Here is a 25,783-nt window from a genome sequence, read left to right as displayed (position 1 = left end):
GCCCGCGTACGTTACAGCAGTGCTGAAATCTCCTCATACAGCGTGCGTGGGATCGTCACGCCTGCATCCTGGCATGTTTGCCGCGAGATGAAACGACGCTCACCCGGCAGCCGCGCCCCCTGCGCCTGCATTGAGGCAAACAGCGTTTCAGCACGATCCAGATGTACATGGGCTTCCGCACCCAGAAACCGTTCAGGATCAAGCGCCAGGATCAGCTCGCCGCCGTACGGCAAACCGCCTGCGCCATCGTCCCAGGCCAGCGACTCTGCGCTGGTCATATCGCCAATCAGCGGCCCGGCCAGCAGCTCCACCATCGCGGCGAAGGCGGAGCCTTTATGCCCGCCAAACGTCAGCATCGCGCCATCCAGCACCGCCTGCGGATCGGTAGACGGTTGCCCTTCACTGTCGATTCCCCAGCCTTCGGGTATAGGCTTTCCGGCTCGCAGATGAAGCTGAATTTCACCGCGCGCCGCCGCGCTGGTCGCCATATCGAAAATATACGGAGGCTTGTCTTTTCGCGGCCAGCCAAAGGCGATGGGGTTCGTACCAAACAACGGACGTGTACCGCCAGCCGGCGCGACCCAGGCATGGCTTGGCGTACAGGCGTAGCCGACCAGCCCGGCGTCGGTGAGCGGTTCGATATCGGCGAACAGCGCTGAGAAATGCACACAGCGATTAATGGCCAGCGCCGCAATGCCGCAGGTTTTGGCTTTGCAAATCAGCAGCGGCAGCGCCTGTTCATAGGCCACCAGCGAAAACGCGCCGCCCGCGTCGGCTTTGACAATCGCGGGGGCCTGATCGGTAATGACCGGACGCGCATCCGCAGAGACTTTTCCCTTACGCAGGGTGTCGACAATCCCCAGCAGCCGCCACAGGCCATGTGACGCGCATCCGTCGCGTTCACCCGCCGTGACGTTACGCGCGATAGCATCTGCATGTTCAGCGCTAAAGCCGTTTTTACATAACACTTCGCGTGACAGCGCATAGGCCTCAGAGAGTGCGAGGGTGACGTTTTCCATGTTCTTCTCCTTATAAGGGTGTCGGCAATAAGCGTAGACCCTTATTGCCCGAGGCCACAGTATTTTTCATTGTGATCTCAGTCACATAAAATCAATCCCTTAACGGTCGTCTTTACCGCTTACTGACACTTCTGACCGCTTAACTCAACATTTGACCGCTTACCCATTTACCTTACTTTACGCGCGCGTACCTCTGGCAAGATCGCTCCACCTTAGTCGTCATTTTTTCTCCTCAAACGCAACGCAAACCCAACGGCTTCGGCCAATTATTCATCTTAGAAAACCAGGTTTTACTATGGATACTAAAAAGATATTCAAGCACATACCCTGGGTGATCCTCGGGATCATCGGGGCCTTCTGCCTCTCGGTAGTGGCCTTACGTCGGGGTGAACACGTCAGCGCCCTGTGGATCGTGGTCGCTTCCGTGTCGGTATATCTGGTGGCTTACCGCTACTACAGCCTGTACATCGCCCAAAAGGTGATGAAGCTTGACCCTACACGTTCAACGCCTGCAGTCATCAATAACGATGGCCTGAACTATGTTCCGACCAACCGCTACGTGCTGTTTGGTCACCACTTTGCCGCTATCGCTGGCGCGGGTCCACTGGTTGGGCCGGTTCTGGCGGCGCAGATGGGCTACCTGCCGGGTACGCTGTGGCTGCTGGCGGGCGTGGTGCTGGCCGGGGCGGTGCAGGACTTCATGGTACTGTTTATTTCTTCACGCCGTAACGGCGCGTCGCTTGGCGAGATGATCAAAGAAGAAATGGGCACCGTGCCGGGGACCATCGCCCTCTTTGGTTGCTTCTTAATCATGATCATCATCCTCGCCGTCCTGGCGCTGATCGTGGTCAAAGCGCTGGCGGAAAGCCCGTGGGGCGTCTTCACCGTCTGCTCAACGGTGCCGATCGCGCTGTTTATGGGCATTTACATGCGCTTTATTCGCCCCGGTCGCGTGGGTGAAGTCTCCGTGATTGGTATCGTTCTGCTGGTCGCCTCGATCTATTTCGGCGGCGTGATCGCGCACGACCCGTACTGGGGCCCGGCGCTGACCTTTAAAGACACCACCATTACCTTCGCGCTGATCGGCTACGCGTTTGTTTCCGCACTGCTGCCGGTCTGGCTGATCCTCGCGCCGCGCGACTATCTGGCGACCTTCCTGAAAATCGGCGTTATCGTCGGTCTGGCGCTGGGTATCGTTATCCTGAACCCGGAACTGAAAATGCCTGCGATGACTCAGTACATCGACGGCACCGGCCCGCTGTGGAAAGGCGCGCTGTTCCCGTTCCTGTTCATTACCATTGCCTGCGGTGCGGTCTCTGGCTTCCACGCGCTGATCTCGTCCGGTACCACACCGAAACTGCTGGCCTGTGAAACCGACGCGCGTTTCATTGGTTATGGCGCAATGCTGATGGAATCCTTCGTAGCGATCATGGCGCTGGTTGCGGCATCCATCATCGAACCGGGTCTCTATTTTGCGATGAACACCCCGCCTGCGGGCCTGGGCATCACCATGCCGAACCTGCATGAAATGGGTGGCGAAAACGCGCCGCTGATTATGGCGCAACTGAAAGACGTCACCGCACACGCGGCGGCCACTGTCAGCTCCTGGGGCTTCGTGATTTCGCCAGAGCAGATCCTGCAAACTGCGAAAGACATCGGTGAACCGTCCGTGCTGAACCGTGCTGGCGGCGCACCGACGCTGGCGGTAGGTATCGCGCATGTCTTCCACAAGGTGCTGCCTATGGCGGATATGGGCTTCTGGTACCACTTCGGTATTCTGTTTGAAGCGCTGTTCATCCTGACCGCGCTGGACGCCGGTACCCGTTCTGGCCGCTTCATGCTGCAGGATCTGCTGGGTAACTTCGTGCCGTTCCTGAAGAAAACTGACTCTCTGGTCGCCGGCATTATCGGCACCGCGGGCTGCGTGGGTCTGTGGGGCTACCTGCTGTACCAGGGTGTGGTCGATCCGCTGGGCGGCGTGAAGAGCCTGTGGCCGCTGTTCGGTATCTCTAACCAGATGCTGGCTGCCGTGGCGCTGGTTCTCGGCACCGTGGTGCTGATCAAAATGCAACGCACCAAATACATCTGGGTCACCGTGATCCCTGCGGTCTGGCTGCTGATCTGCACCACCTGGGCGCTGGGTCTGAAACTGTTCAGTGACAACCCGCAGATGGAAGGCTTCTTCTACATGGCTAACCAGTACAAAGAGAAGATTGCCAACGGTGGCGAGCTGACCGCTCAGCAGATCGCCAACATGAACCACATTGTTGTGAACAACTACACCAACGCAGGCCTGAGCATTCTGTTCCTGGTGGTGGTGTACAGCATTATTTTCTACGGTTTTAAAACCTGGCTGAAAGTGCGCAACGTGGACAAACGTACCGATAAAGAAACCCCGTACGTTCCGGTTCCGGAAGGCGGCGTGAAGACATCTTCACATCATTAAAAACCGAGACCGGGTGGCGCTGCGCTTACCCGGTCTACGTATGATGAGCGCCGCAGTAAAGTAGGCCGGATAAGGCGTTAGCCGCCATCCGGCTTAATTCATTACAGGTATAAGACAATGTTTGGTAACTTAGGGCAGGCAAAAAAGTACCTCGGCCAGGCGGCGAAGATGTTGATTGGCATTCCAGACTACGACAACTACGTCGAGCATATGCAGACCAATCATCCCGATCAGCCGTACATGAGCTACGAAGAGTTCTTCCGCGAGCGCCAGCAAGCACGCTACGGCGGCGACGGTAAAGGCGGCATGCGCTGCTGTTAGAAGGAGAAGTGAATGACCCCGATTGCAGTCACCCTACTCACCGGATTTCTTGGCGCGGGTAAAACCACCCTGCTGCGCCATATCCTTAACGAACAGCACGGCTTTAAAATCGCTGTTATCGAAAACGAGTTCGGCGAAGTCTCCGTCGACGACCAACTCATTGGCGATCGCGCCACGCAGATAAAAACCCTGACTAACGGCTGTATTTGCTGCACCCGCTCCAACGAGCTGGAGGATGCGCTGTTGGACCTGCTTGATAATCTTGATAAAGGCAACATCAGCTTTGACCGGCTGGTGATTGAGTGCACCGGCATGGCCGACCCCGGTCCGATCATTCAGACCTTTTTCTCCCATGAGGTCATTTGCCAGCGTTATCTGCTGGACGGCGTAATTGCGCTGGTCGATGCGGTTCACGCCGACGAGCAGATGAATCAGTTCACCATCGCCCAGTCCCAGGTCGGTTACGCCGACCGTATCCTGCTGACCAAAACCGACGTGGCGGGCGGGAGTGAAAAACTGCGCGAGCGGCTGTCGCGCATCAACGCCCGCGCCCCGGTATATACCGTGACGCACGGCGATATTGACCTCTCTCTCCTGTTCGATACTAACGGCTTTATGCTGGAAGAGAACGTGGTCAGCGCGACACCACGCTTCCATTTTATTGCCGATAAGCAGAATGATATTTCTTCCATTGTGGTGGAACTGGATTACCCGGTAGATATTGGCGACGTTTCGCGCGTGATGGAAAACCTGCTGCTGGAATCCGCCGACAAACTGCTGCGCTACAAAGGAATGTTATGGATTAAAGGCGAACCCAACCGCCTGCTGTTCCAGGGCGTACAGCGTCTGTACAGCGCCGACTGGGATCGCCCTTGGGGCGACGAAACACCCCACAGCCAGCTTGTGTTTATTGGTATTCAATTGCCGGAAGACGAAATCAGAGCCGCATTTGCGGGGCTGAAGAAGTAATATCTCCCTGCCCGATGGCGACGCCTGTCGGGTCTGGCCCCACAGGCCGGAGAAAGCGTTTACGCTATTATCCGGCGCCTTCCCATGTAAGCCCGAATCACTCCACCACAAACCGCGTTGCCGCAAAGCAGTTCAGTACCCGGTGTACCAAAAACACCATCGTCAGCGTTACCATCAGCGCCACGGTGACCGAGGTGATGCGGTACAGATCGCTGAACACCAGGTCGCTGTCCGGGTGCAGGTTCTGACCGAACATAATGCCGATGGTGGTGATACTGGCGAAGCCCACTCCCGCACCGACCTTTTCCATCACATGCAGGCGGGCGCTGAAAGCCAGGCCGAGCCCAATCAACGGCATCATGAGCAGCATGTGGTTGCTGAAGTCATAAATAATCAACTGCACCACCAGAATGTACAGGCAGGCCAACACGACGCCCACCACGCGCCAGATAGAACTGATCACCGCGCCACGATAGTGCATGGGAAAGAGAATCAAAATGCCCGCCATCAGCGCCGACAGGGAGTCACTGAGATCGCAAATCTGGAAAACCACAAAGATCATCGTCGCCACGCTGCCGGAAAGCAGCGACTCATGACGAACCCGGGCAGCGTCTTTGTCAATACGCGGCGGCGGCTGTCGCGGTTCCACATCGGGAATCAGATAGTGCAGCAGCGCGCTCAGCGCCACGGCCATCACGCAGGCTTCCATATTGGAAAACATCAGCGTATGCCAGTTCGTGGTGGGATAGCTCATAAAGTTAAGCATTGTACTCTGGCAAACCACCCCCATTGAGCCGAGCAGAAACAGTGGCCCCTTGCTCATAAAGCGAAAGCGCATCACGTACAGAGCCAATACCACCAGCGTCATAATAAGCGGCCATTGCGAAAGATAACCGACAATCAGTACCATTTCGACGCAGTTCACCGCTGCGCTGAACACAAACTGCGTCGCCACGTGACGGTTAAACACCGGCACCAGCGACATCAGCATTAGCGGATAGACCACAAAAAACACGCCGTACTGAACGTTGTAAAATGTGGAAACACTGAGGGCAACCGTTCCGGCGACGGCGATGCGTACGGTCTGGCGAAAATCGTTGGCCGTGTAAACAATCTTCCCGTGCGGCGTAAACACCTGTGCCAGCGTATTTATCGAGGCCAGAGAGCTAATAAACATAGTGCAGCCAGCTTACCAGGTGGATCTGCGCCCCGGCGAAGGTGCGGGCAAACGGCCCTTCACTGTTATACAGTTGCACTGTGGCGCGCGCCCCGGTCGGTAACGGTTTTTCCAGCGGCTTGTCCAGCGCCACATGGATGCGCATCCGCTGGGCATCACGTACCCAGCGTGTGGACTGCTCCGGCTGCGACAGTTGGCCATTCACATCCTCCTGCCCCGCCAGGATCCCGGCATCGCTGCTTGTGACGTGAGCGGGAAACACGTTGCCCGGCAGTGCGTCAAAGACCACGGCGGCATCGGTGCTGGTCTGAGTATGGCGCAGGCTCTTCTCGCGAAAGTCGGCCACGATATCGGTCTGATTGCTGACCAACGCCAGCAGCGGCGTGGCGGCAGTGGCATACAGGCCGGGGTTTAACTGCAGATTACTCACCGTACCGTCGGTCTCGGCTCTGACCTTCGTCCAGCCCAGGTTCAGCTTCGCCTCGTCAAGCGCGTTACGGTATTTTTGAAGCGTGACGTTACGACTGTCGTCGCGTTCGCCACGCTGGATCAGCAGGTTCTGAATATTGGCTGTCAATGCCGATACCGACTGTTCGCTGGTTTGCCAGGCGGTGCGGACTTTGTCGAGATCCGCCTGAGAGACGTTCTGCATCGCGCTCAGCTTCTGGTAGCGATTAAGCGTAAGTCTGTCGTTGTGGGCGGTGTATTGCGCGGTGCGCAGGCTCGCGCGCGCAGCGGCGATCTGCGCATCCAGTTGCTGATTGCTCAGTTTCGCCTGTTCCAGAGCGATCTGCGCAGCCTCAACTTTATTAATAAACGGTGTCGGGTCGAGCTCATACAGCAGATCGCCTTTTTTCACCTGGCTGTTGTTGTGTACGTAAACGTGGGAGACGTAACCGGATACCCGGGAAGAAACCGGCGTGACCACGCGCATTACGGTGGCGTCCGGCGTCAGTGGGATCCAGATATCGGCAACAATAAACCAGGCGAATATCACCAGGAAAGCGGCAATACTCACCCTTACCCAACGGGCAAATTTTTGTTCTGGTGTCATCATTTTTAGCGTTGATTATCTTCTTCGCGGATTGTCCGCAGATTGCAGGCGATTTGATTAAGTGTGGCGCTGAAAAGGGCAAGTTCCGCTTCCGGGATGGTGCAGGTCACGCGCTGCTGATACGTCTCGATCACCCTGTTGAGTTCACGCAGAACCGCGCGACCGTTGTCCGTCAGGGTGAGCAGGCGAATACGCTTGTCCCAGGGCGATATGGAACGTATCAGATAACCCCGTTTTTCCAGCTGCGCGAGCGTGCGCATGAGCGGCGGCAGTTCAATACCCTGCATTTCAGCCAGCTCGCTTACCGAGACGTTATCGCCCAGTTGATGCAATTGCATCAATACCGTCCAGCTTGACTGCGTCAGACCGGTGTCGGTGATGGCGGTATCAATAATGGCGCGCCACTGACGCACCACCATCGCCATGCGCATGCCCATCGGACGGCGGGCAAACAGTTCGTCTTCGGTCATAGCACTTCCCCTCTTAGCTGAGGGGAAAATAATACTTATCAGGATAAGTATCAAGAAACAGGCCGGGTATTCGCATGAATTGATAAATATCATGAATGTATTAAGAACGACGCTGTGCGCGTCGCCCTTATTGATTTTACGGGCTTTTAGATCTCATCCCGCCGTAAGCCAATATCTTTGAGCCGTTCATCATTCATCTGTTGCAAAATGCGTCGCGAGTAAACCCGTAAGCGCCACGCTTTATACGCCCGCCAGATCAGCATAAATCCCGCAAATGGCCGTTTTGCCCTGTTCTCGTAAAATTCCATTCTCCACCTCCGCATTAACCTGAGGCTTTATTCTGGCGGGGGGCGATTATTTAATACAGATTCAAAAAACACTTTTCTTTAACATACAGATTGACTAAAAATACGTCTGAACTGCAAAAAATGCACCTGTCTGTACTGGTTTTGAAATCTGTATGGCATTTATAAGGGATACAGCATGACGCGTTATCAACATCTGGCCAATCTGCTGGCTGAACGTATTGAGCAAGGTTTATATAGTCATGGAGAAAAATTGCCGTCAGTGCGCAGCCTGAGCCAGCAACATGGCGTGAGTATCAGCACTGTGCAACAGGCGTATCAGCGCCTGGAATCGCAGCAGCTCATTACGCCACAGCCGCGGTCGGGCTATTTTGTCGCGCCGCGCAAAGCGCAGCCGCCGGTCCCTCCGATGTCACGACCGGTACAGCGTCCGGTGGAGATCACCCAGTGGGATCAGGTGCAGGATATGCTGGAAGGGCATCACGACGCGTCCATTATTCCCTTTAGTAGCGGCATCCCGGACATCAGCCAGCCAAGCCTGAAGCCGCTCTGGCGCGAGTTAAGCCGCGTCGCGCAGCACAATCTGAGCGCGGTGCTGGGCTATGATGAGCTATCCGGCTGTCGCGAACTGCGTCAGCAAATCGCGCGACTGATGCTCGACGGCGGTTCCGTGGTCACCGCCGAAGATATTGTCATAACCAGCGGCAGCCAGAGCAGCATGTCGCTGGCGCTGCTGGCGGTGTGTCAGCCGGGGGATATTGTCGCCGTGGAATCGCCCGCATACTACGGCACCATGCAGCTTCTGCGCGGTTTAGGCATCAAAGTAATTGAAATTCCTACCGATCCGGATACAGGGATCAGTATCGAAGCGCTGGAACTGGCGCTGGAACAATGGCCGGTCAAAGGGGTCATACTGGTGCCAAATTGCAATAATCCGCTTGGGTTTATCATGCCGGATGCGCGTAAGAAAGCGGTACTGGCGCTCGCCCAGCGTCACGATATCGTTATTTTCGAAGACGATGTTTACGGCGAACTGGCCTCGGAGTACCCTCGCCCGAAAACCATTCACGCCTGGGATATCGACGGACGGGTGATTCTGTGCAGCTCGTTTACCAAATCGGTCGCGCCGGGCCTGCGCGTCGGTTGGGTGGCGCCTGGCCGTTACCATGACAAGCTGCTGCATATGAAGTACGCCGTTATCGGCTCCAACGTCCCGGTCACCCAACTGGCGGCGGCCGCGTTTGTCCGGGAGGGTCATTATCACCGTCACCTCCGGCGAATGCGCCAGATTTACCAACGCAACATGGAAGTCTACACCTGCTGGGCACGGGAATATTTTCCCGGCGGCATCTGCATCACGCGGCCAAAAGGCGGTTTTTTACTGTGGGTTGAATTACCAGAACAGGTCGATATGGTCTGCGTGGCGAAACAACTCTGTCGACTGAGAATCCAGGTTGCGCCCGGCTCCCTGTTTTCGGCATCAGGTAAATACCGCAACTGCGTGCGCATCAATTGCGCGCTACCACCGGACGAGAAACACCGGGAAGTGATGCAAAAGCTTGGCGAGGCGATTAAGGTGGCGATGGACTAGCTTCTGCCACCCGCTACGCGTTGCCAGTCGGGCGCCCCTCAATGCGCCACGTTTTGTATCTCTTCCGCAGAGAGCCCGGTCAGACGCTGCACCGTTGGAGGTTCAATCCCCTCCGCGAGCATCATTGCGGCAATACGCCGGGCTGCTGCGCGCTGGCCTTCGGCCAGCCCTTCCTGTTTGCCTTCCTGTTTACCCTGCTCCATGCCCTGGCGGATCCCTTTTCTGAGAATCGCATTACGAAATCTTTCTGCAACCGTCATTAATCGCTCCTTGTGTTGAGGCACCCGCTGCGCCATCTCTTCCAGAAAGACGCTGAACCGTGGCGTATAACCGTGCTGTCTTTGTAAATAATTAAACAGCGCTTTCAACTGTCTGTCATTAGCGCAACCGGTAACGAGTAGCGATGCCAGTTGTTCTACCAGCCCCAACAGATCGCGTCTGCGAATATGCTTTTGGACCAACTCCAGTAACGCCATCCGCCGATGCTGCATAATTTCATCGTCCGGGATCACCGTGATATCCACCAGAGGGAACGCGGCGCTATACAGTTCACGCGCCAGCGCAGGATCGGCAAAGTCATCCAGCCAGTTCAGGGAGAAGGGATAAGGGCTTTCCGCGCCGTGATAAAACAACATCGGCACCACCAGCGGCAGCCGCTTATGTCCGGCGTCTAAATGCTGTTGCATCGCCGCGATGGCGTAGCGCATCAGCCTGAATGCCATATGTGCATCAGGCGTGCTTTGATGCTCGATAACCACATAGATATACCCCTCGCCTTCATCGGTGTGTACCGACCACAGCACATCTGAATAATACGCCCGCAGATTGTCTTCAATAAAACTGGTCGGCTCCAGCTTCAGCGTCTGCAAATCGCACAGCGATCGCAGCGAAGCCGGAAGGTGAATATCCAGAAAATCACGGGCGGTATCCGGATGGCGCAGAAAGGTCTTAAACACGGCGTCATGCGGGGTGGATGTGTTTGATTTGCTCATGGCGGTCCGTCACCTAAAAAATTTACCGCCACGTTACCGTGCCGCCTCCCCCGTTTCATGCGCCACTTTTCTTCTCTGCGAAACGCCTCCAGAGAAAAAGTCCCCCCAGATGTAACAGCAACATGTTCGCGGAATGCGCTACGCAAAAACCACACAACGTCGGCGATTACGACGTTTCCGCCGTCCGGCCTGTGGTATAACTCATCATTATCAACAGGAGAGGCTGACCGTGAACCGCACCCGAAATATTTCGCAATCATTCTGGCGTGACGAACAACTGCCGTGGCTGGAATTGCGCAGTACCAGACGCAGCCATCAGGCCTACAAGCGCCATTACCACCCGCAACTGTCGGTTGGCGCGATCCTGGAAGGAGAAACCCGTTGCGTCAGTCACGGTGTAGAGTACCGCCTGCAGGCAGGCGATCTGATTGTGATCCCGCCGGATGCGCCACACAGCTGCAACCCGGTAGACGGACAGTGTCGCAGCTATCATATGCTCTATCTGGACGCAGACTGGTGCCGTGCGCAATTCGTTGGCGTGACCGCCAGCGCGCGCCTTGTCGCCCCCGCGCCGGTCATTCGCAGCCCGTCGCTGTTTGCCGATTACCTTACGCTGGTCACGTTCATGGCGCGCCGGCAGACGGCGGCGGTAGCGAGCGCCGTCCAGCGTCTGCTGCGCCAGCTCCCCTTGCACATTGGCACGACAGATACTCCACGCGCCAGCAGTCGCTATTTACTGACACGCCTGCAAAGCGATTTGCTTTCTCCACCGTCGCTGGATGAGTTAGCCCATGAGTGCCAGATGCGTAAAGAGACGCTGATCCGCACCTTTAAACAGGATGTCGGCCTGACGCCGGGCAGTTACCTGAACATCGCGCGCATCGGTTACGCCCGCGCGCGTTTACGCGCCGGGGAGACGATTGCCGACGTCAGTTACCAGAGCGGATTCGCCGATCAGAGTCATTTTCATCGCACCTTTGTCAGCTATACCGCCGCCACGCCGCGACAGTATGCGTCGGGGCGATCAATATCAGACAATAATTAGCGCCGGACAAAAGGTAGGGTGATCTCAGGTTTACTGTCTGAGGTCACTATGGAACGCTTCTCTGTTCTCTTTCCGTCGGCATTCCCCGCGCTGGCGTTGGCACATTTTGTGGCGCTGCTGAGTCCGGGTCCCGACTTCTTTTTACTGGTCGGCTATGCGGTCCGCTACCCATTGCGGGGTAGCGCCGGGCTGTGTGTCGGGATTGCCGCAGGCAATGGCCTGTACATCCTGCTGGCGATTGTCGGCTGGGGGATCCTGCGCCAGCTGCCGCTCCTGTTTACCGTCATTGAACTGCTCGGCGCAGTGTATCTTCTGTGGATTGGCGCCCTGCTGCTGCGAAGCCGTCCGCAGACGTTGTCCGGTTCCGGCGCTGAAAACGCTTACCCGGGTTTTCACCAACAGCTGCTGTTGGGGCTGGGCTCCTCTTTGCTCAACCCAAAGAACGCGCTGTTTTACCTGGCGCTAATGACAGCGTTGCTTGGCCCCGGGGTGACGCTGGTGCAGCAAACGGTAAGCGGCATCTGGATGACCAGCGTGGTGCTGGCATGGGATATACTGATCGTCACGGTTATCGCTCTGCCAGCCGTCCAGCAGCGCTTCACCCACGGGTTACTGTGGATTGAGCGGGCCGCTGGCGCCATCTTGTGCGTTTTTGGCGTGGGGATTGTCGGACGGTTTATCTGGCCGCTGATTGTCGCTACGCCGAATTAACCCGCAAAACTCTTTTGATTACCGTCAAATTTTAATTACACTTAATGTGTATATTTTCCACTCAACTTACTTTTCCCGAGGTGTGATGTGCTGAATGTCATCTGTAATCGACACACTTTCTGACGTGAGTCAGTGGTGTTTTCCTGTCTGTGTTTATGCGCGGACAGCGCTTTTGATTACATGAAATTCAGTCCATCCGCAGTCTGTTTGCGCCCGTTCTCTGCCTGACGTCCCTGTGACGGTATTGAATTTCGTTGTTCCCGCTATGGGTTGTTCCACATGGAGTGCGTTTACGATGTCACGGATTTCTCACTTTTTCTCACGACACGCCACGTCGCTGTTTTTTCCGATGGCGCTGATCGTGTATGACTTTGCCGCTTATCTGTCGACGGATTTGATTCAGCCTGGCATCATCAACGTCGTGCGCGATTTTAACGCCGACGTCAGCCTTGCGCCCGCGGCGGTCAGCCTTTATCTGACCGGCGGCATGGTGTTGCAATGGTTGCTGGGGCCGCTTTCGGATCGCATTGGCCGCAGGCCGGTGCTGATTACCGGCGCGCTGATCTTCGCCCTCGCCTGTACCGCCACGCTGTTCACCACCACCATGACGCAGTTTCTGATCGCGCGCGTGGTACAGGGCACCAGCATTTGCTTTATCGCGACGGTCGGCTACGTCACGGTTCAGGAAGCCTTCGGCCAGACGAAAGGCATTAAATTGATGGCGATTATCACCTCTATCGTTCTTGTGGCGCCTATTATCGGCCCGCTTTCCGGCGCGGCGCTGATGCACTTTGTCCACTGGAAAGCGCTGTTTGGTATTATCGGCGTGATGGGTTTTCTTGCATTTATTGGCCTGTTGCTGACCATGCCGGAAACGGTCAAGCGCGGCGCGGTGCCGTTCAGCGCGGTCAGCGTGCTGCGCGACTTCCGCGATGTGTTCCGCAATCGTGTGTTCCTCGCGGGCGCCGCGACGCTGTCGCTCAGCTATATCCCGATGATGAGCTGGGTTGCCGTTTCGCCGGTGATCCTGATCGACGCTGGCGGCATGACCACCTCGCAGTTTGCCTGGGCGCAGGTGCCGGTGTTCGGCGCAGTGATCGTCGCCAACGCCATCGTCGCGCGCTTTGTTAACGATCCCACCGATCCCCGCTTTATCTGGCGCGCGGTACCTATCCAGCTTAGCGGACTCGCGGTGTTGATTGCCGGAAACCTGCTCTGGCCGCATGTCTGGCTGTGGTCGGTGATCGGCACCAGCCTGTACGCGTTTGGTATTGGAATGATCTTCCCGACGCTGTTCCGCTTTACGTTGTTTACCAACAATCTGCCCAAGGGCACGGTCTCGGCGTCGCTGAATATGGTGATCCTGCTGGTGATGGCCGTCTCCGTCGAGGTTGGCCGCTGGTTGTGGTTTAACGGCGGGCGAATCCCGTTTCACCTGCTGGCGGTAGCGGCTGGCGTGGTGGTCGTGTTCACATTACGAGGTTTGCTCCATCGCGTTCGCCAGCATGGCGAAACCGAGCTGGCGCTTGAGAAATAAAGCAAGCCGGATGGCGGTGCAGACCCCTTAACCAACCGACAGGGTTCGCAGGTGGGTTAAGCGTCAGCGCCATCCGGTAAGGGAATCACTTTACGCGATGCGCGCAAATCCGGCGTCGAGATCGGCAATCAAATCTCCCACCTCTTCCAGCCCGATATGCACCCGCACCAGCGTTCCGCTGAAGTCCACGTCCCCTGCCGGACGGATGCTGTTTAGCTCCTCCGGCTGATTCGCCAGAATCAGCGATTCAAAGCCGCCCCAGGAGTAGGCCATATGGAACAGCGAAAAGTTATCAAGGAACGCGGCCAGTTGCGTGTCCGACAGGCGTTTTTTTAGTACAAAGGAGAACAGGCCGGAGCTGCCGCTAAAGTCACGCACAAAGTACTCGTGCCCCGGGCATTCCGCCAACGCCGGATGGTTCACGCGCGCCACTTCCGGTCGCGCCGACAGCCAGCGGGCAATCTCAATACTGCTCTCCTGATGCTGCTTCAGGCGGACCGACAGCGTACGCAGGCCGCGGCTGCCGTTATAAGCGGTATCTGCATCCAGCGTCTGCCCCATCAGATACGAATTCTCACGCAGACGCTCCCAGCAGCGGGCGTTGGACACCGCCGTACCCAGCATACCGTCTGAATGACCGATGGTGTACTTGGTTCCTGCCTGAATCGAAATGTCCACACCATAGTCCAGCGCCTTAAACAACACGCCAGCCGCCCAGGTGTTGTCGATCATAATGACGATCTCCGGGTTCACCGCGCGGATCGCTTTTACCATCCCCGGAACATCCTGCACTTCCATGGTGATCGAACTGGGTGATTCAAGAAACACCACTTTGGTTTCCGGCCGGATCAGTTCGGCAATTCCCGTGCCGATCATAGGATCGTAATAGGTGGTTTCGACATTGAATTTACTGAGGATCTTATTGCAGAAATCCTGGGTCGGCTCATACGCCGCGCCGGTCATCAACAGATGATCGCCTCCCTGTACAAAGGCGAGGATCGCATTGGTCACCGCCGCCGCGCCGCACGGATAGAGCGCGCAGCCGACGCCGCCCTCCAGTTCGCTCATCGCCTTCTGAAAGGCGAAGTGAGTATACGTGCCGCGACGCCCGTAAAACAGTTCGCCGTTGGCGCGATTGGCAGTGGCGAATTTTTTGTCTTTGACGGTATCAAACACCAGCGAGGAGGCCCGCTGGATCACCGGGTTCACCGCTCCCTGGGTATAGCGCTTATCGCGTCCGGCGATGATTAACTGCGTTTCAAGCTTCATTGAATCTTTCATATTTTTTATCCTTCATCCGTACGCAAACTTATACCGTCGCCGTGTCAGGGTTAATCCCGACACTGGCCTGTTTCTTTCCCGCGAAGCGCTCAACAATCTGCGTCGCGTTTAAATCGTGAATGACGTTAATCAGCGTTGCCGGAGCATCGGTAATGGTACCAAGCACCACCAGCATCGGAATTGCCTCCATCGGCAGCCCCAGCGTGGTGACGATAAAGATCTCGCCGAGAAACGCCCCACCCGGCACGCCGCCAACGATAATCGCCGACAGCACGGCAATCAGCATGGTCAAAAAGAAGGTCTCGGTGGTAAATTCCATCCCCAGTACTGAATAGATAAAGACAATCTTCAGCGCCGCAATCATCGCCACGCCGCCCTTGTTCAGGTTGACCAACAGCGGCACGGAGACATCAACAATTTCCGGATTAATGCCCATCGCCTTGCCCGCGCGCAGGGTCACCGGTAACGTGCCCAGCGAGGAACAGGTGCCCAGCGCGGTCACGGAAGGCTCAATGGCGTGGCGCCAGAAGGCTTTTACCGCCGGAACGCCCCCGCCGATGTACGAATAGAGTATTGAGCCAAAGACGTAATACACCAGGGTGGCGACCATAAACAGGCCAATTGCCCGGGCGAAGGTCAGCAGCAAGTCGGCGTCCTGGCTGGCCATCGTCGCCGCGAAGTAGCAGCCAAGCCCAACCGGCGCGACCTTCATAATGATCGACACGATCTTCATGATCACCGTGTTGGCGTCTTCCAGCAGCGACGCGATGCGCTTACCGGCCTGCTCCGACTGACCGATAGCGATCCCGGCAACGATCGCCATGACGATCAACGCCAGAATATTCGACTTGGAAAACAGGCCGATAAAATCATTGGTGGTGATCATACTGACAAAATCCATCTTGCCGCTGCCCGCCTGCACGGACTGGGACAGATCGATAGTGACGCCCTGCGCCGGGTTGTACCACAGCGCCAGAGCGACGATCCCTGCCGCGGGTATAAACGCCATCGCAATAGAGACGATAAAAATAACCGCCATAATGCGCCCCAGACGCTTCAGGTCGGTCATGCTGGCAATAGAAGACATCACGCTAATGCCAACCAGCGGAACAATAATCATAAACAGCAGGTTCAGGAAAATCTGACCTATTGGCTGAAGTTGACTGGCAACCGCGGGGGCATAAATACCGAATACGCCGCCGGCCACCAGTGCGAGTAATAAGATAATTGACGATTTATAGGGTTCGAGTCGTGACCACATACGAGGCACCTTTCATTAAAATAGAATATAAAATGAGAGTAAATTCACAATTTGATGGGGTTCCGATTTTTCCTCCTTATTATTTTGTGACCTGACTCACTTAAGTTGTTATTTTTTCATTTTGTCAGCACGTTGTTTCCTGTGATTCAATAGTTGCATGTTTCAGAAAGGAATGTAACGGCATATTCGTACCGTTTTTGCAAATCACTTGTGAATAAAAGGAAACAATGAGCGCGCCCATTTCACTCAAGCATTTAGAGTTTTTTGTCCGGATTGTCGACTGTGGCGGCTTATCTGAAGCGGCGGCGCAGCTTAACGTTTCGCCGTCGGCGGTAAGTAAAAGTCTGGCAGCAATGGAAGATACATTAGGAACGACCTTAATTAAGCGCACCACCCGCAGTATTACCCTGACCGACGCAGGACACTATTTATTTAATCGCGCCAATAAATTACTGAAAGAATTTGATGAAACGTTGAATACCACCTCTGGCTATTATCACAATCCTCAGGGGGAATTACGTATTACCTGCTCTATTGCCTTTGGTTATTCCCGGCTGGTCAATCTGGTGGATAAATACCGCACCCAGTTTCCCGACGTGAATCTGTATATCGATCTCAACGATAATTTTATCAACCTGAACGATACTGACTTTGATATTGCGCTGCGCATCTCCACCGCACCGCCGCAAAACTATGCGATGCGCAAGCTGGTGCCGATCCGCTGGGCCTGGTGCGCCTCACCGGGCTATCTCGCCAAAAAAGGGATGCCGCTGCGGCGCGCCGATCTGGTGGATCATGACTGTCTGGTTTACCCCGGCCTGACGCCAACCGTAAAGGTCGCCGACGAGCAGGATCGGCTGCATCAGCTCAAACTGCATATGCCGATTCAGGCCAACAGCAGTCTGGTGCTGCTGAAATCGGTGCTGGAGGATCAGGGCGTGGCGTATCTGCCCACCTACCTGATTGGCGATCATATCCAGAAAGAAGAGATCACCCCGCTGATGCTCGACGGTACGATCGCCTGCGAAACGCACACCCTGTACGCACTTTATTTCCCCAGCAAATACAGTAACCCAAAGGTACGATCGTTTATCGATTTTCTGGTGGCGGAACTCGGCGCTCTTCCGGCCTGGGACAACTGGATCCCGGGCTGAGTACGCGTTGCACAATCCCACTGTCTGCCTCTATCCTTAAGCGTATGAATAAAATCGCTGAACTTAAACGCGCCAAAATGCTGGCGCTCTCGTTGCTGCTGATCGCCGCCAGCACTTTTGTGGTCACGCTTTTTCTGCCTCCCGGCTTCTGGGTTAGCGGAATCAAGGCCATTGCCGAAGCGGCGATGGTCGGCGCGCTGGCGGACTGGTTCGCGGTCGTGGCGCTGTTTCGCCGCGTGCCGCTGCCGTTTATCTCGCGCCATACGGCGATCATCCCACGCAATAAAGATCGCATTGGCGAGAATCTCGGCCAGTTCGTCCAGGAAAAATTCCTCGATACTCAGTCGCTGGTGGCGTTGATCCGCCGCCACGAACCGGCGCTGTTGATCGGCAAGTGGTTTAGCCAGCCGGACAATGCCCAGCGGGTCGGCCTGCATTTATTGCAGATCATGAGCGGTTTTCTGGAACTGACCGACGACGCCCGCATTCAGCGCCTGCTGAAACGCGCAGTACATAAAGCCATCGACAAGGTGGATCTCTCCGGTACCAGCGCCCTGATGCTGGAAAGCATGACCAAAAACGATCGTCATCAGGTGCTGCTCGACACGCTGATCGCCCAGCTTATCGCCCTGCTGCAACGCGACAGCTCACGCCGGTTTATCGCCCAGCAGATCGTGCGCTGGCTGGAAACCGAGCATCCGCTGAAAGCGAAAATTCTGCCGACCGAATGGCTCGGCGAGCACAGCGCCGAACTGGTTTCTGACGCGGTGAATTCGCTACTGGATGACATCAGCCAGGATCGCGCTCACCAGATCCGCCATGCTTTCGATCGCGCCACATTCAAACTTATCGATAAGCTGAAAAACGATCCGGAAATGGCGGATCGCGCCGAAAGCATTAAAGAGTACCTGAAGGAAGATGAAGCCTTTAACCGCTATCTGGGCGAGCTGTGGGCGGATCTGCGCCAGTGGCTGAAGAACGATATCAACGCCGACGATTCGCGCGTCAAACAGCGGATCGCCAATGCTGGCCAGTGGTTTGGCGAAACGCTGATTGCCGACGATGCGCTGCGCGCGTCGCTTAATGGCCATCTGGAACAGGCTGCGCATCGGGTTGCCCCAGAGTTCGCCAGCTTTCTGACCCGCCACATCAGCGACACGGTAAAAAGCTGGGACCCGCGCGATATGTCGCGGCAGATTGAACTGAATATCGGCAAAGATTTGCAGTTTATCCGCGTCAACGGCACCCTGGTCGGTGGTACCATTGGGCTGGTGCTTTATCTGTTATCCCACGCCCCGGCTCTGATGGGCTTTTAAGGAAATACTATGGCTGATCTCACTCTTTCCGCAGCGGAGCGCGAGCGCTTGCGCGACGAGCTGGAGCGCTACTGCCGCGATCAGTTCGATCTCCACCTGGAGCAGTTCGACGCTGAGTTTTTTATCGATTTTATTATCGATAAACTGGGCCCCGCCTTCTACAACGCCGGCATTGAAGAGGCGATCCGCACTCACCTTGCGTGGAATGAACGGATTCAGGAGGAGATGGATCTGAAAAAGATCCTCTAGCGATGCCGTCTCAAAGCGATCCGTTTGACGGTTAAGAAGTCGTTAAGATCTTTGCCTAATACTGGACGTCTGTTCGCCGTTCAGGGAAAGATCGCTTATGAAAAGGATTGTCTGGCTGTTAAAACGCCCCGTGGCCGGGTTTGTCGTGTTTGCTGGGGTTATCGCCGCAATGGGCTTCATGCTCCTTACCGGGGCGATGGCCGATGCCGAACGTCCGGACTCTTCTCTACAGCACTATCGCGCCACGATTGATGGCAAAGAAATTGCTGGCATTAAAAACAACATCTCTTCGCTCACCTGGTCGGAAAAAAGCGACACCCTGTTCAGCACCCTGAACAGACCCGCCACCCTTGTTGAGCTGACCAAAGAAGGTGACTTACTGCGCACCATCCCGCTCGATTTTGTGCAAGATATGGAAACGATCGAATACGTCGGCGACGACACCTTCGTGGTGAGCGATGAGAAAAACTACACCATTTACGTGATCACCGTAAATGAGCGCTCAGAGGTGAAAATCGTCAAAAAAGTGCAGTTCGCTGTGCATGACACGCCGACCAACCGCGGTTTTGAAGGACTGGCCTGGTCACGAAACGATCGTACCTTCTGGTTCTTTAAGGAGCGTAAACCGATTGAGATTTACACGGTTCGGGGATTACTGCGTAATGATGAGCTCTCGATTAGCCGGGATCTCGCGCTGCAGCGCAATCTGGCGGTAAAAGACATTTCCGGCGCAGAGTTTAATTCACAAAATAATACCTTGTTGATCCTTTCTCATGAGTCACGAACGCTAAAAGAGGTGACGCGGGACGGCGACGTGATTGGCTCTCTGTCGTTGACCGGGGGCCACCACGGGCTGGCAAAGACTCTCCAGCAGGCGGAAGGGATTGCGATGGACAACCAGGGCACGATCTTTATCGTCAGCGAACCGAATCTGTTTTACCGCTTTACGCCAGAGCCCGCACACTAAATTCACATTATGCCTTACCCGGTTGTTAAAAATTTGTTACTCTCACTCTTACCACGCGAATCATCACACAGGGTACGGCATGAGCCAACAACCGCATCATCTCGCTGACCGTTTTTCTTTTAGCACCGCTCTGTTTGGCATGATGGTTTTAGCGCTCGGCATGGGCATAGGCCGCTTTTTGTATACGCCTATGCTGCCGGTACTGCTGGCTGAAGGACGCTTTAGTTTTAGCGAACTGTCGTGGATCGCCAGCGTCAACTATGCGGGCTATCTGGTGGGAAGCCTGCTGTTCTCTTTTGGTCTGTTCCATCTGCCGGGACGGTTACGCCCGCTGCTGTTCACCTCCGCCGTCGCCACCGGCATATTGATTCTGGCGATGGCGGCGCTGACACATCCGGTCGGCGTGATGCTGGCGCGTTTTCTCGCCGGGGTCGCCAGCGCCGGAATGCTGATTTTTGGCTCGACGCTGATCCTGCAACATACCCGTCATCCGTTCGTTGTGGCCTCGCTGTTTTCCGGGGTCGGCGTGGGCATCGCGCTGGGCAATGAGTATGTTATCGCCGGGCTTCAACTGGCGCTTACCTCGCAGACCCTGTGGACAGGGGCCGCCGCCTTCTCCGGCCTGCTGGTGGTTTTGCTCGCGCTGCTGCTGCCTTCCCGCGCTCATGCGATACCGCCCGCGCCACTGGCTAAGGCAAAGCATCAGCCAATGCGCTGGTGGTTACTGGCGATACTCTATGGCCTTGCCGGGTTCGGCTACATTATTGTTGCCACCTATCTGCCGTTGATGGCTAAAGACGCGGGGTCGCCGCTTTTAACGGTACACCTGTGGACGCTGGTGGGCCTTTCGATTGTGCCGGGCTGCTTCGGCTGGCTATGGGCCGCAAAACGCTGGGGCGTTCTGCAATGCCTGACGGCAAACCTGGTGATTCAGGGTGCCTGCGTGCTCCTCACCCTCGCCAGCGGCTCGCCGACGCTGCTGGTGCTCAGCAGTATTGGTTTTGGCGCGACCTTTATGGGCACCACTTCGCTGGTGATGACCCTCGCCCGTCAGTTGAGCGTGCCCGGGAATCTCAATCTGTTGGGCTTTGTCACGCTGACTTACGGTATTGGGCAGATCCTCGGCCCGCTATTAACCACCTTTTTCGCCAGCGGAACAGAGGCCATTACCCGCGCAACGCTCTGCGGCGCGCTGGCGCTAATGATTGCCGCATTAATCAGTGTCGCCCAGCTTTATCAACAAAAGCGCTTATTACGCTGCCGCGCAAAATAATCCCCGGAGTCATAAAAAGCGGCCTGGATTATTTTCGAAACGCGATGAAGCCATTCCAGAAGTTCCGAAAGAATAAATCCGTGATTATTTTATGGGTGGTGATAATCGGCGAAGGAAATATGATGACGGTACATCCCCACATCATTATCGTTATCATCACGACGGCCAGGGTCAGGCCCATTGTAAAAGCGCTAATACAGTCCACGGAACGGCAGAGCGGCAAAGGCAACGTCTGAAAACCTGCGCTTAATTTTCCGCGCCGTGCTTAAGATCGTCTTCGTGGACGGTGCGGTGAAGCATTAACGCTTCGGCAATAATATCCTGCTTACTTTTCCGCGTTTCCAGCGCCAGCGCACGAACATAGTCCCAAAGGGTTGACTCTACGCGGGCGCTCAACAGAACCATATTTTTAGAACGCGTGCCTCTGGCTTTGCGTTGATCGGGATAATCGCGAGAAGGCATTGTCATCTCCTGAAGGCGGGTGGTCTTAACAGGAGAGGAATATGCAGTTAGCGGAAAAGCAAGTCAACGCACAAAAATTCATCAGCCAGGTAATTTAATTGTTAATAAATCGCCTCAAAATGGAACGCTATTTCAAATGAAAGGGAAGACTGGCAGCCTTTATTTCGTCACGATTCCTTTACACCCTGACCTTTATTCTACGTCGGCCTGGTGTAAATTAGCATGGATAAAATGTGGACCGACAGTGGAAAATTCCTGTTCGCCAATAAGTTACTCCTCAAATAAATGTTTACATTGCGCGGAATAACCGGAGTTTTTAGAGGGGCTTAAACGATGCTTACCCCATCATTTTTGTAGTGAGCCTCACAATATTCTGCCCCCAGACGTCTTACCACTGCTGCTTGTCGCGCTGGAAAGGTAAACAAGACGTAAACGGCAACATTTTTTAAAGACGCAAATTAAGTGCCTTCAGTTTGATTTAAGTCAATTTTCAAGAGACACATTTGCCAATTTTTGGTAAGAATCTGATGAAGCGCACAAATAACCGCCCTTGTTGTACAGGAATTTTTACGCGTTTGCCTGTCCATCTCTCTGCGGAGTGGCATTGACATAAAAAAGCTGCTGGTCCGCCCTGAAATTCCCCGGCGGACCGTTGTCCACTGCGGGCTGTCGTTATCTTTCCCGCATGGCTTCTTTCGCCTTGTTCAGCGGTTTCAGCAGATACTCCAGCACCGTTTTATTGCCGGTTTTGATATCCACGGTGGCAATCATGCCGGGAAACACCGGAAAGGCTTTTTTCTGTTTATTAATTAACTGATTGCTGTTGGTGCGAATGTAAACCCGGTAATAGTAGAGATCGCGTTTGACTTCATCCTGAATCGTATCCGGCGAAATGAGCGTCACCACGCCGTTGATGCCGCCATAAATGGAGTAATCGTAAGCGGTAATCTTTACCATCGCTTCCTGTCCCGGATGGATAAACGCAACATCGCGCGGCAGGATTTTCGTTTCAATCAGGATCTGATCGTCTAACGGCACCAGGCTCATCAGCTTGCCGCCTGGGGCGATCACACCGCCAACGGTCGTGACGTCAATATCTTTCACAATGCCGCGTACGGGGGCGGTAAAGGTCAGGCGGGTCAGCGAATCTTCCCGCCCGCGCATCACTGACCGCTCGGTCTCGATTTCAGCGTTGGCCTTCGCCAGCTCTTCACGGGCGCGCACGTAATACTGGGTTTGCAGCTCGGCGATCTTATTTTCCATCTCATTCTTTTGCCGGCGCAGGCGCAGCACTTCCACCTGGCTGGCTGCGCCCTGTTTGATCAGCGGTTGGGTGAGCGCCAGCTCGCCGTCAATCAGCGCGATGCCCTGCTTCAGCCCCTGGATCCCTTTTTCCAGGCTTTCACGTCGGGACAGAAACAGCGCGCGCTCCTGGTTTATCAGCGCCGTCTCGTTGTTCAGCTCCGGCGGGAATACCGGCTCGGTGCCGTTCACTTCCGCCGTCAAACGCGCCGAGGTCGCCAGCGCCGCATGCAGTTTCGATTCGCTCTCCTGCACGCCGGACTCGGTTTTCGTCCGGTCGAGCTGCGCCAGGACTTGCCCTTTTTCCACAATGTCGCCTTCACGCACGTGCAGTTTGTAGATAATGCCGCCTTCCAGCGACTGGATCTCCTGCTCGTGGGACGATGGCACCACTTTGCCGCTGCCGGTGGTTACTTCATCCAGATGAAAGTAGCTCGCCCAGGCGACAAACGCCGCCAGCAGGGCAAACAGGAACCAGACGATCAGGGAAGAGCGCGGCAGTTTTGGCTCGCTTAGGCGACTGTTAAAACGGTTTACATCGCGCATTTTATGCTCTCCCTGGGTTGTTCGACGGCATCCGGGTCACATTGCCTGTCGTCGGCGGCGTCATACCGTGTTTATGCAAAATGGCGTCACGCGGGCCGTCCATGACAATACGTCCGTTATCCAGCACGATAATGCGATCCACCAGTTCAAGGATCGGCAAACGGTGCGTCGCCACCACCATCGTTCGCGTATTGCCCAGCCAGTTCTTCAGGTGCTGAATAAACTGGCTCTCGCCAATTTCATCCAGCCAGGCAGTGGGCTCATCCAGCAGTAAAATATTCGGCGACGTCAGCAGCGCGCGCGCCAACAGCAGCGCCTGACGTTGTCCGCCCGACAGTCCGGCGCCGCCTTCGCTGATCACATAGTTCAGCCCGGTTTTCTGCTTGCGCACAAATTCGAGCGCGCCGCTGATCGCCAGCGCCTGCTGGATATCGTCATCGGTCGCCGTGGGGTTACCGAGCGTAATATTGTCGTGGATGGAGCCAAAGAACAGGCGCGCCTGCTGGCTCAGCAACTGCATATCGCGGCGCAGATCCGCCGGGTCAAGGTGATTGAGCGCGATATTGTCGAGCAGCACCGACCCCTGCTGCGGTTCCTGCATACCCGCCAGCACCTGCAGCAACGTACTTTTACCCGAGCCGTTGCGACCGAGCAGCGCCACGCGCTCCCCGGCGTTGATATTCAGCGAAGGCACCGTCAGCACGTTAACTTTCTCTTCTTCGTCGTAGTAAAACGCGACGTTTTCCAGTTGATAATGCCCGCGCAGGTGCGCTTTATGTACTTTCTTGCCCTGCTGCGGCTCATCAACCGGACGCTGCATCAGCTCATCCAGCCCCTGTAACGCCACCTTCGCCGACTGCCAGCGCGACAACACGCCAGAGATTTGCGACAGCGGCGCGATAGTGCGCGAGGCCAGAATCGAGGTCCCGACCAGCGCGCCCGTGGTCATATCACCAGCAATGACCAGATAACAGCCAATCAGCAGCACCACCGCATAGACAATGGACTGCACTTCCTGGGTCCAGGTCAGCAACAGACTGGTCAGCCAGCGCTGGCGCATGCCGACGTCAGCGGCCACAAAGTTGGTGTTGTTCCACTGGTTCTGAAAACGCTGTTCGGCGCGCATCAGTTTGATATCTTCAATGCCCTGTACCGCTTCCACCAGCGTGGCGTTACGGATAGCCGACTCGCGCATCCCCTCGCTGGACAGCCGCCCCAGCGGACGCTGCACCAGCAGGCCGGGGATCAGCAGCAGCGGAACCGCCATCAGCACCACCAGCACCAGCGGACCGCCAATCATCCATAAAATGAAGACAAACAGCAGGAAGAAGGGCAGATCGGAGAGCGCGGCGATGGTGGTTGAGGTGATCAGCTCACGCACCGACTCCAGTTCGCGGATCTGGGCAATAAACGATCCGGTGGATTTGGATCGCGCGCCGTTCTTAATCCGCATCGCATGAGCAAAAATGCGCTCTGAAATACGCAAGTCGGCCCGCTTGCCCACCACGTCAGAAATATAGACGCGCAGCATACGCATAATAAATTCAAACAGGATCGCCAGCATTACCCCGCCAAACAGCACCCACAGGGTAGTTTCAGACTGCGAGGGCACTACGCGGTCGTAAACCTGCATCGAAAAAATCATGCCAGAGAGCGCCAGCACGTTCGCCACCAGCGCAACCACCATAATGTCGATATAGCGAGGCCAGTCTTTTAACGCCAACTGCCAGAACCAGTTTTTCTTATACGGCTTAATGTAATCATCAACGCGCGCGTCAGGCGTGGATTCCAGCGGACGTAAAATAAATAACGCTTTCAGTCGCGCGCTTAATTCATCGCGCGGTAATACGGTTTCCAGCCCTTCATCGCCGCTGAACTGCAGGCTGATATTCCCGTCGTTGTCCATGCGGGTAATGACGGCGATTTGCCCTTCGCTAAATTCCGCAATCAGCGGCAGACGCCACGGATCGAGATGCGAGACTTTCGCTGCGACCCTGCGCAAACCCAGCCCCAGTTGGCGCGCCATATCTTTTAACACCAGCTCGCGCGGGGAGTCAGTTTCATAGTTTATCGACACCCGAACATGCTCCTGCGAGTAGTCGAGACGATAATGTTGCGCCACGCCGATCATAGCCTGTAACCAGGGTTCATATTGCGACTGCGTGTTCATAGCATTCTGTTCCTGTTCTGCGACATTGCGCCGTAACGGAATTGCGTGAGGAATAACGGATTGTGTGCTCATACTCGTTTCTGCCGCAGCGCGATAAACCTGTTATCCACTCTGCGCTGTTCATTTTTTAGTCTAGTGCGTATTTACCGCGAAGTGTGCCGGGGG

General features: G+C 55.6%; 24 protein-coding genes. 13 read left to right on the top strand and 11 right to left on the bottom strand.

Features of this window, described 5'->3' with window-relative positions; all coding sequences use genetic code 11:
• Positions 1-11 precede the first annotated feature (11 nt).
• Positions 12-1,019 (bottom strand): Ldh family oxidoreductase, encoded by a 1,008-nt coding sequence (locus JY391_RS03480; protein WP_211935229.1) that lies wholly within the window; start codon positions 1,017-1,019, stop codon positions 12-14.
• A gap of 295 nt (positions 1,020-1,314) precedes the next feature.
• On the opposite strand from JY391_RS03480, the gene btsT reads away from it, so the two are divergent.
• From btsT to yjiA, 3 genes are all read left to right on the top strand, one after another.
• Positions 1,315-3,465: a pyruvate/proton symporter BtsT gene (gene btsT, locus JY391_RS03475; protein ID WP_042292303.1), complete on the top strand. Its 2,151-nt coding sequence runs from the start codon at positions 1,315-1,317 to the stop codon at positions 3,463-3,465.
• 117 nt (positions 3,466-3,582) lie between these two features.
• On the top strand, positions 3,583-3,786 hold the full coding sequence (locus JY391_RS03470; protein ID WP_042292305.1) for a YbdD/YjiX family protein: 204 nt from the start codon (positions 3,583-3,585) through the stop codon (positions 3,784-3,786).
• Between the two features lie 12 nt (positions 3,787-3,798).
• Positions 3,799-4,755 carry a GTPase gene (yjiA, locus tag JY391_RS03465; RefSeq protein ID WP_211935228.1) on the top strand — a complete coding sequence of 319 codons (957 nt, stop codon included), beginning with the start codon at positions 3,799-3,801 and terminating at the stop codon, positions 4,753-4,755.
• A 97-nt stretch (positions 4,756-4,852) separates the two neighbouring features.
• Here the strand turns inward: yjiA and JY391_RS03460 are convergent, their stop codons facing one another.
• From JY391_RS03460 to JY391_RS03445, 4 genes are all read right to left on the bottom strand, one after another.
• Positions 4,853-5,932 (bottom strand): DUF2955 domain-containing protein, encoded by a 1,080-nt coding sequence (locus JY391_RS03460; RefSeq protein WP_042292319.1) that lies wholly within the window; start codon positions 5,930-5,932, stop codon positions 4,853-4,855.
• Positions 5,922-6,989 (bottom strand): HlyD family secretion protein, encoded by a 1,068-nt coding sequence (locus JY391_RS03455; protein WP_199957229.1) that lies wholly within the window; start codon positions 6,987-6,989, stop codon positions 5,922-5,924. Before JY391_RS03455 ends, JY391_RS03460 begins: the two co-directional genes overlap by 11 nt.
• A 2-nt stretch (positions 6,990-6,991) precedes the next feature.
• Complete coding sequence (locus tag JY391_RS03450; RefSeq protein WP_042292325.1) at positions 6,992-7,456, bottom strand: MarR family transcriptional regulator; 465 nt, start codon at positions 7,454-7,456, stop codon at positions 6,992-6,994.
• A 146-nt stretch (positions 7,457-7,602) separates the two neighbouring features.
• The gene (locus tag JY391_RS03445; protein ID WP_211935227.1) at positions 7,603-7,764 is read right to left on the bottom strand and encodes a DUF1127 domain-containing protein; all 162 of its coding nucleotides are present in this window, start codon (positions 7,762-7,764) and stop codon (positions 7,603-7,605) included.
• Between the two features lie 175 nt (positions 7,765-7,939).
• Between JY391_RS03445 and JY391_RS03440 the strand changes: the two genes are divergently transcribed.
• Positions 7,940-9,352: an aminotransferase-like domain-containing protein gene (locus JY391_RS03440; RefSeq protein ID WP_211935226.1), complete on the top strand. Its 1,413-nt coding sequence runs from the start codon at positions 7,940-7,942 to the stop codon at positions 9,350-9,352.
• Between the two features lie 38 nt (positions 9,353-9,390).
• Here JY391_RS03440 and JY391_RS03435 read toward each other — a convergent pair whose 3' ends face one another.
• Complete coding sequence (locus JY391_RS03435; RefSeq protein ID WP_199957231.1) at positions 9,391-10,344, bottom strand: Rpn family recombination-promoting nuclease/putative transposase; 954 nt, start codon at positions 10,342-10,344, stop codon at positions 9,391-9,393.
• Between the two features lie 229 nt (positions 10,345-10,573).
• Here JY391_RS03435 and JY391_RS03430 point away from each other — a divergent pair, with 229 nt between their 5' ends.
• The 3 genes from JY391_RS03430 (at position 10,574) to mdtM (ending at position 13,637) form a co-directional block, all read left to right on the top strand.
• The gene (locus tag JY391_RS03430) at positions 10,574-11,389 is read left to right on the top strand and encodes a helix-turn-helix transcriptional regulator (RefSeq protein ID WP_211935225.1); all 816 of its coding nucleotides are present in this window, start codon (positions 10,574-10,576) and stop codon (positions 11,387-11,389) included.
• A gap of 48 nt (positions 11,390-11,437) precedes the next feature.
• Positions 11,438-12,100 (top strand): LysE family translocator, encoded by a 663-nt coding sequence (locus JY391_RS03425; RefSeq protein WP_200035506.1) that lies wholly within the window; start codon positions 11,438-11,440, stop codon positions 12,098-12,100.
• A gap of 304 nt (positions 12,101-12,404) precedes the next feature.
• Complete coding sequence (mdtM, locus tag JY391_RS03420) at positions 12,405-13,637, top strand: multidrug efflux MFS transporter MdtM (RefSeq protein WP_120714896.1); 1,233 nt, start codon at positions 12,405-12,407, stop codon at positions 13,635-13,637.
• A 90-nt stretch (positions 13,638-13,727) separates the two neighbouring features.
• On the opposite strand, the gene metC is transcribed toward mdtM, so the two are convergent.
• Both metC and JY391_RS03410 read right to left on the bottom strand, forming a co-directional pair.
• A complete protein-coding gene (gene metC, locus JY391_RS03415; protein WP_211935224.1) occupies positions 13,728-14,918 on the bottom strand; it encodes a cystathionine beta-lyase in 1,191 nt (396 codons plus the stop codon).
• 28 nt (positions 14,919-14,946) lie between these two features.
• Positions 14,947-16,179, bottom strand: a complete 1,233-nt coding sequence (locus JY391_RS03410; RefSeq protein ID WP_060570335.1) for a dicarboxylate/amino acid:cation symporter — start codon at positions 16,177-16,179, stop codon at positions 14,947-14,949.
• A gap of 227 nt (positions 16,180-16,406) precedes the next feature.
• On the opposite strand from JY391_RS03410, the gene JY391_RS03405 reads away from it, so the two are divergent.
• From JY391_RS03405 to JY391_RS03380, 6 genes are all read left to right on the top strand, one after another.
• On the top strand, positions 16,407-17,333 hold the full coding sequence (locus JY391_RS03405; RefSeq protein WP_060570336.1) for a LysR family transcriptional regulator: 927 nt from the start codon (positions 16,407-16,409) through the stop codon (positions 17,331-17,333).
• Between the two features lie 44 nt (positions 17,334-17,377).
• A complete protein-coding gene (locus JY391_RS03400) occupies positions 17,378-18,649 on the top strand; it encodes a DUF445 domain-containing protein (RefSeq protein ID WP_181822520.1) in 1,272 nt (423 codons plus the stop codon).
• Positions 18,650-18,658: 9 nt separating this feature from the next.
• A complete protein-coding gene (locus JY391_RS03395; protein WP_042292346.1) occupies positions 18,659-18,898 on the top strand; it encodes a DUF2164 domain-containing protein in 240 nt (79 codons plus the stop codon).
• Between the two features lie 169 nt (positions 18,899-19,067).
• Positions 19,068-19,865, top strand: a complete 798-nt coding sequence (locus JY391_RS03390; RefSeq protein WP_229264102.1) for an SdiA-regulated domain-containing protein — start codon at positions 19,068-19,070, stop codon at positions 19,863-19,865.
• Positions 19,866-19,944: 79 nt separating this feature from the next.
• The gene (locus tag JY391_RS03385; protein WP_042292351.1) at positions 19,945-21,138 is read left to right on the top strand and encodes an MFS transporter; all 1,194 of its coding nucleotides are present in this window, start codon (positions 19,945-19,947) and stop codon (positions 21,136-21,138) included.
• 80 nt (positions 21,139-21,218) lie between these two features.
• Positions 21,219-21,374 carry a hypothetical protein gene (locus tag JY391_RS03380; protein WP_157449583.1) on the top strand — a complete coding sequence of 52 codons (156 nt, stop codon included), beginning with the start codon at positions 21,219-21,221 and terminating at the stop codon, positions 21,372-21,374.
• A gap of 10 nt (positions 21,375-21,384) precedes the next feature.
• Here JY391_RS03380 and JY391_RS03375 read toward each other — a convergent pair whose 3' ends face one another.
• The 3 genes from JY391_RS03375 to JY391_RS03365 form a co-directional block, all read right to left on the bottom strand.
• Positions 21,385-21,600: a hypothetical protein gene (locus JY391_RS03375; RefSeq protein WP_042292358.1), complete on the bottom strand. Its 216-nt coding sequence runs from the start codon at positions 21,598-21,600 to the stop codon at positions 21,385-21,387.
• 672 nt (positions 21,601-22,272) lie between these two features.
• Positions 22,273-23,448 (bottom strand): HlyD family type I secretion periplasmic adaptor subunit, encoded by a 1,176-nt coding sequence (locus JY391_RS03370; RefSeq protein ID WP_199957238.1) that lies wholly within the window; start codon positions 23,446-23,448, stop codon positions 22,273-22,275.
• 1 nt (position 23,449) lies between these two features.
• A complete protein-coding gene (locus JY391_RS03365; protein ID WP_042292362.1) occupies positions 23,450-25,618 on the bottom strand; it encodes a type I secretion system permease/ATPase in 2,169 nt (722 codons plus the stop codon).
• Positions 25,619-25,783 lie beyond the last annotated feature (165 nt).

Source organism: Citrobacter sedlakii (assembly GCF_018128425.1).
Taxonomy (GTDB): domain Bacteria; phylum Pseudomonadota; class Gammaproteobacteria; order Enterobacterales; family Enterobacteriaceae; genus Citrobacter_A; species Citrobacter_A sedlakii.
Note: the sequence above shows the minus strand (reverse complement) of the source record. Positions and strands in the feature narration are given on the sequence as shown.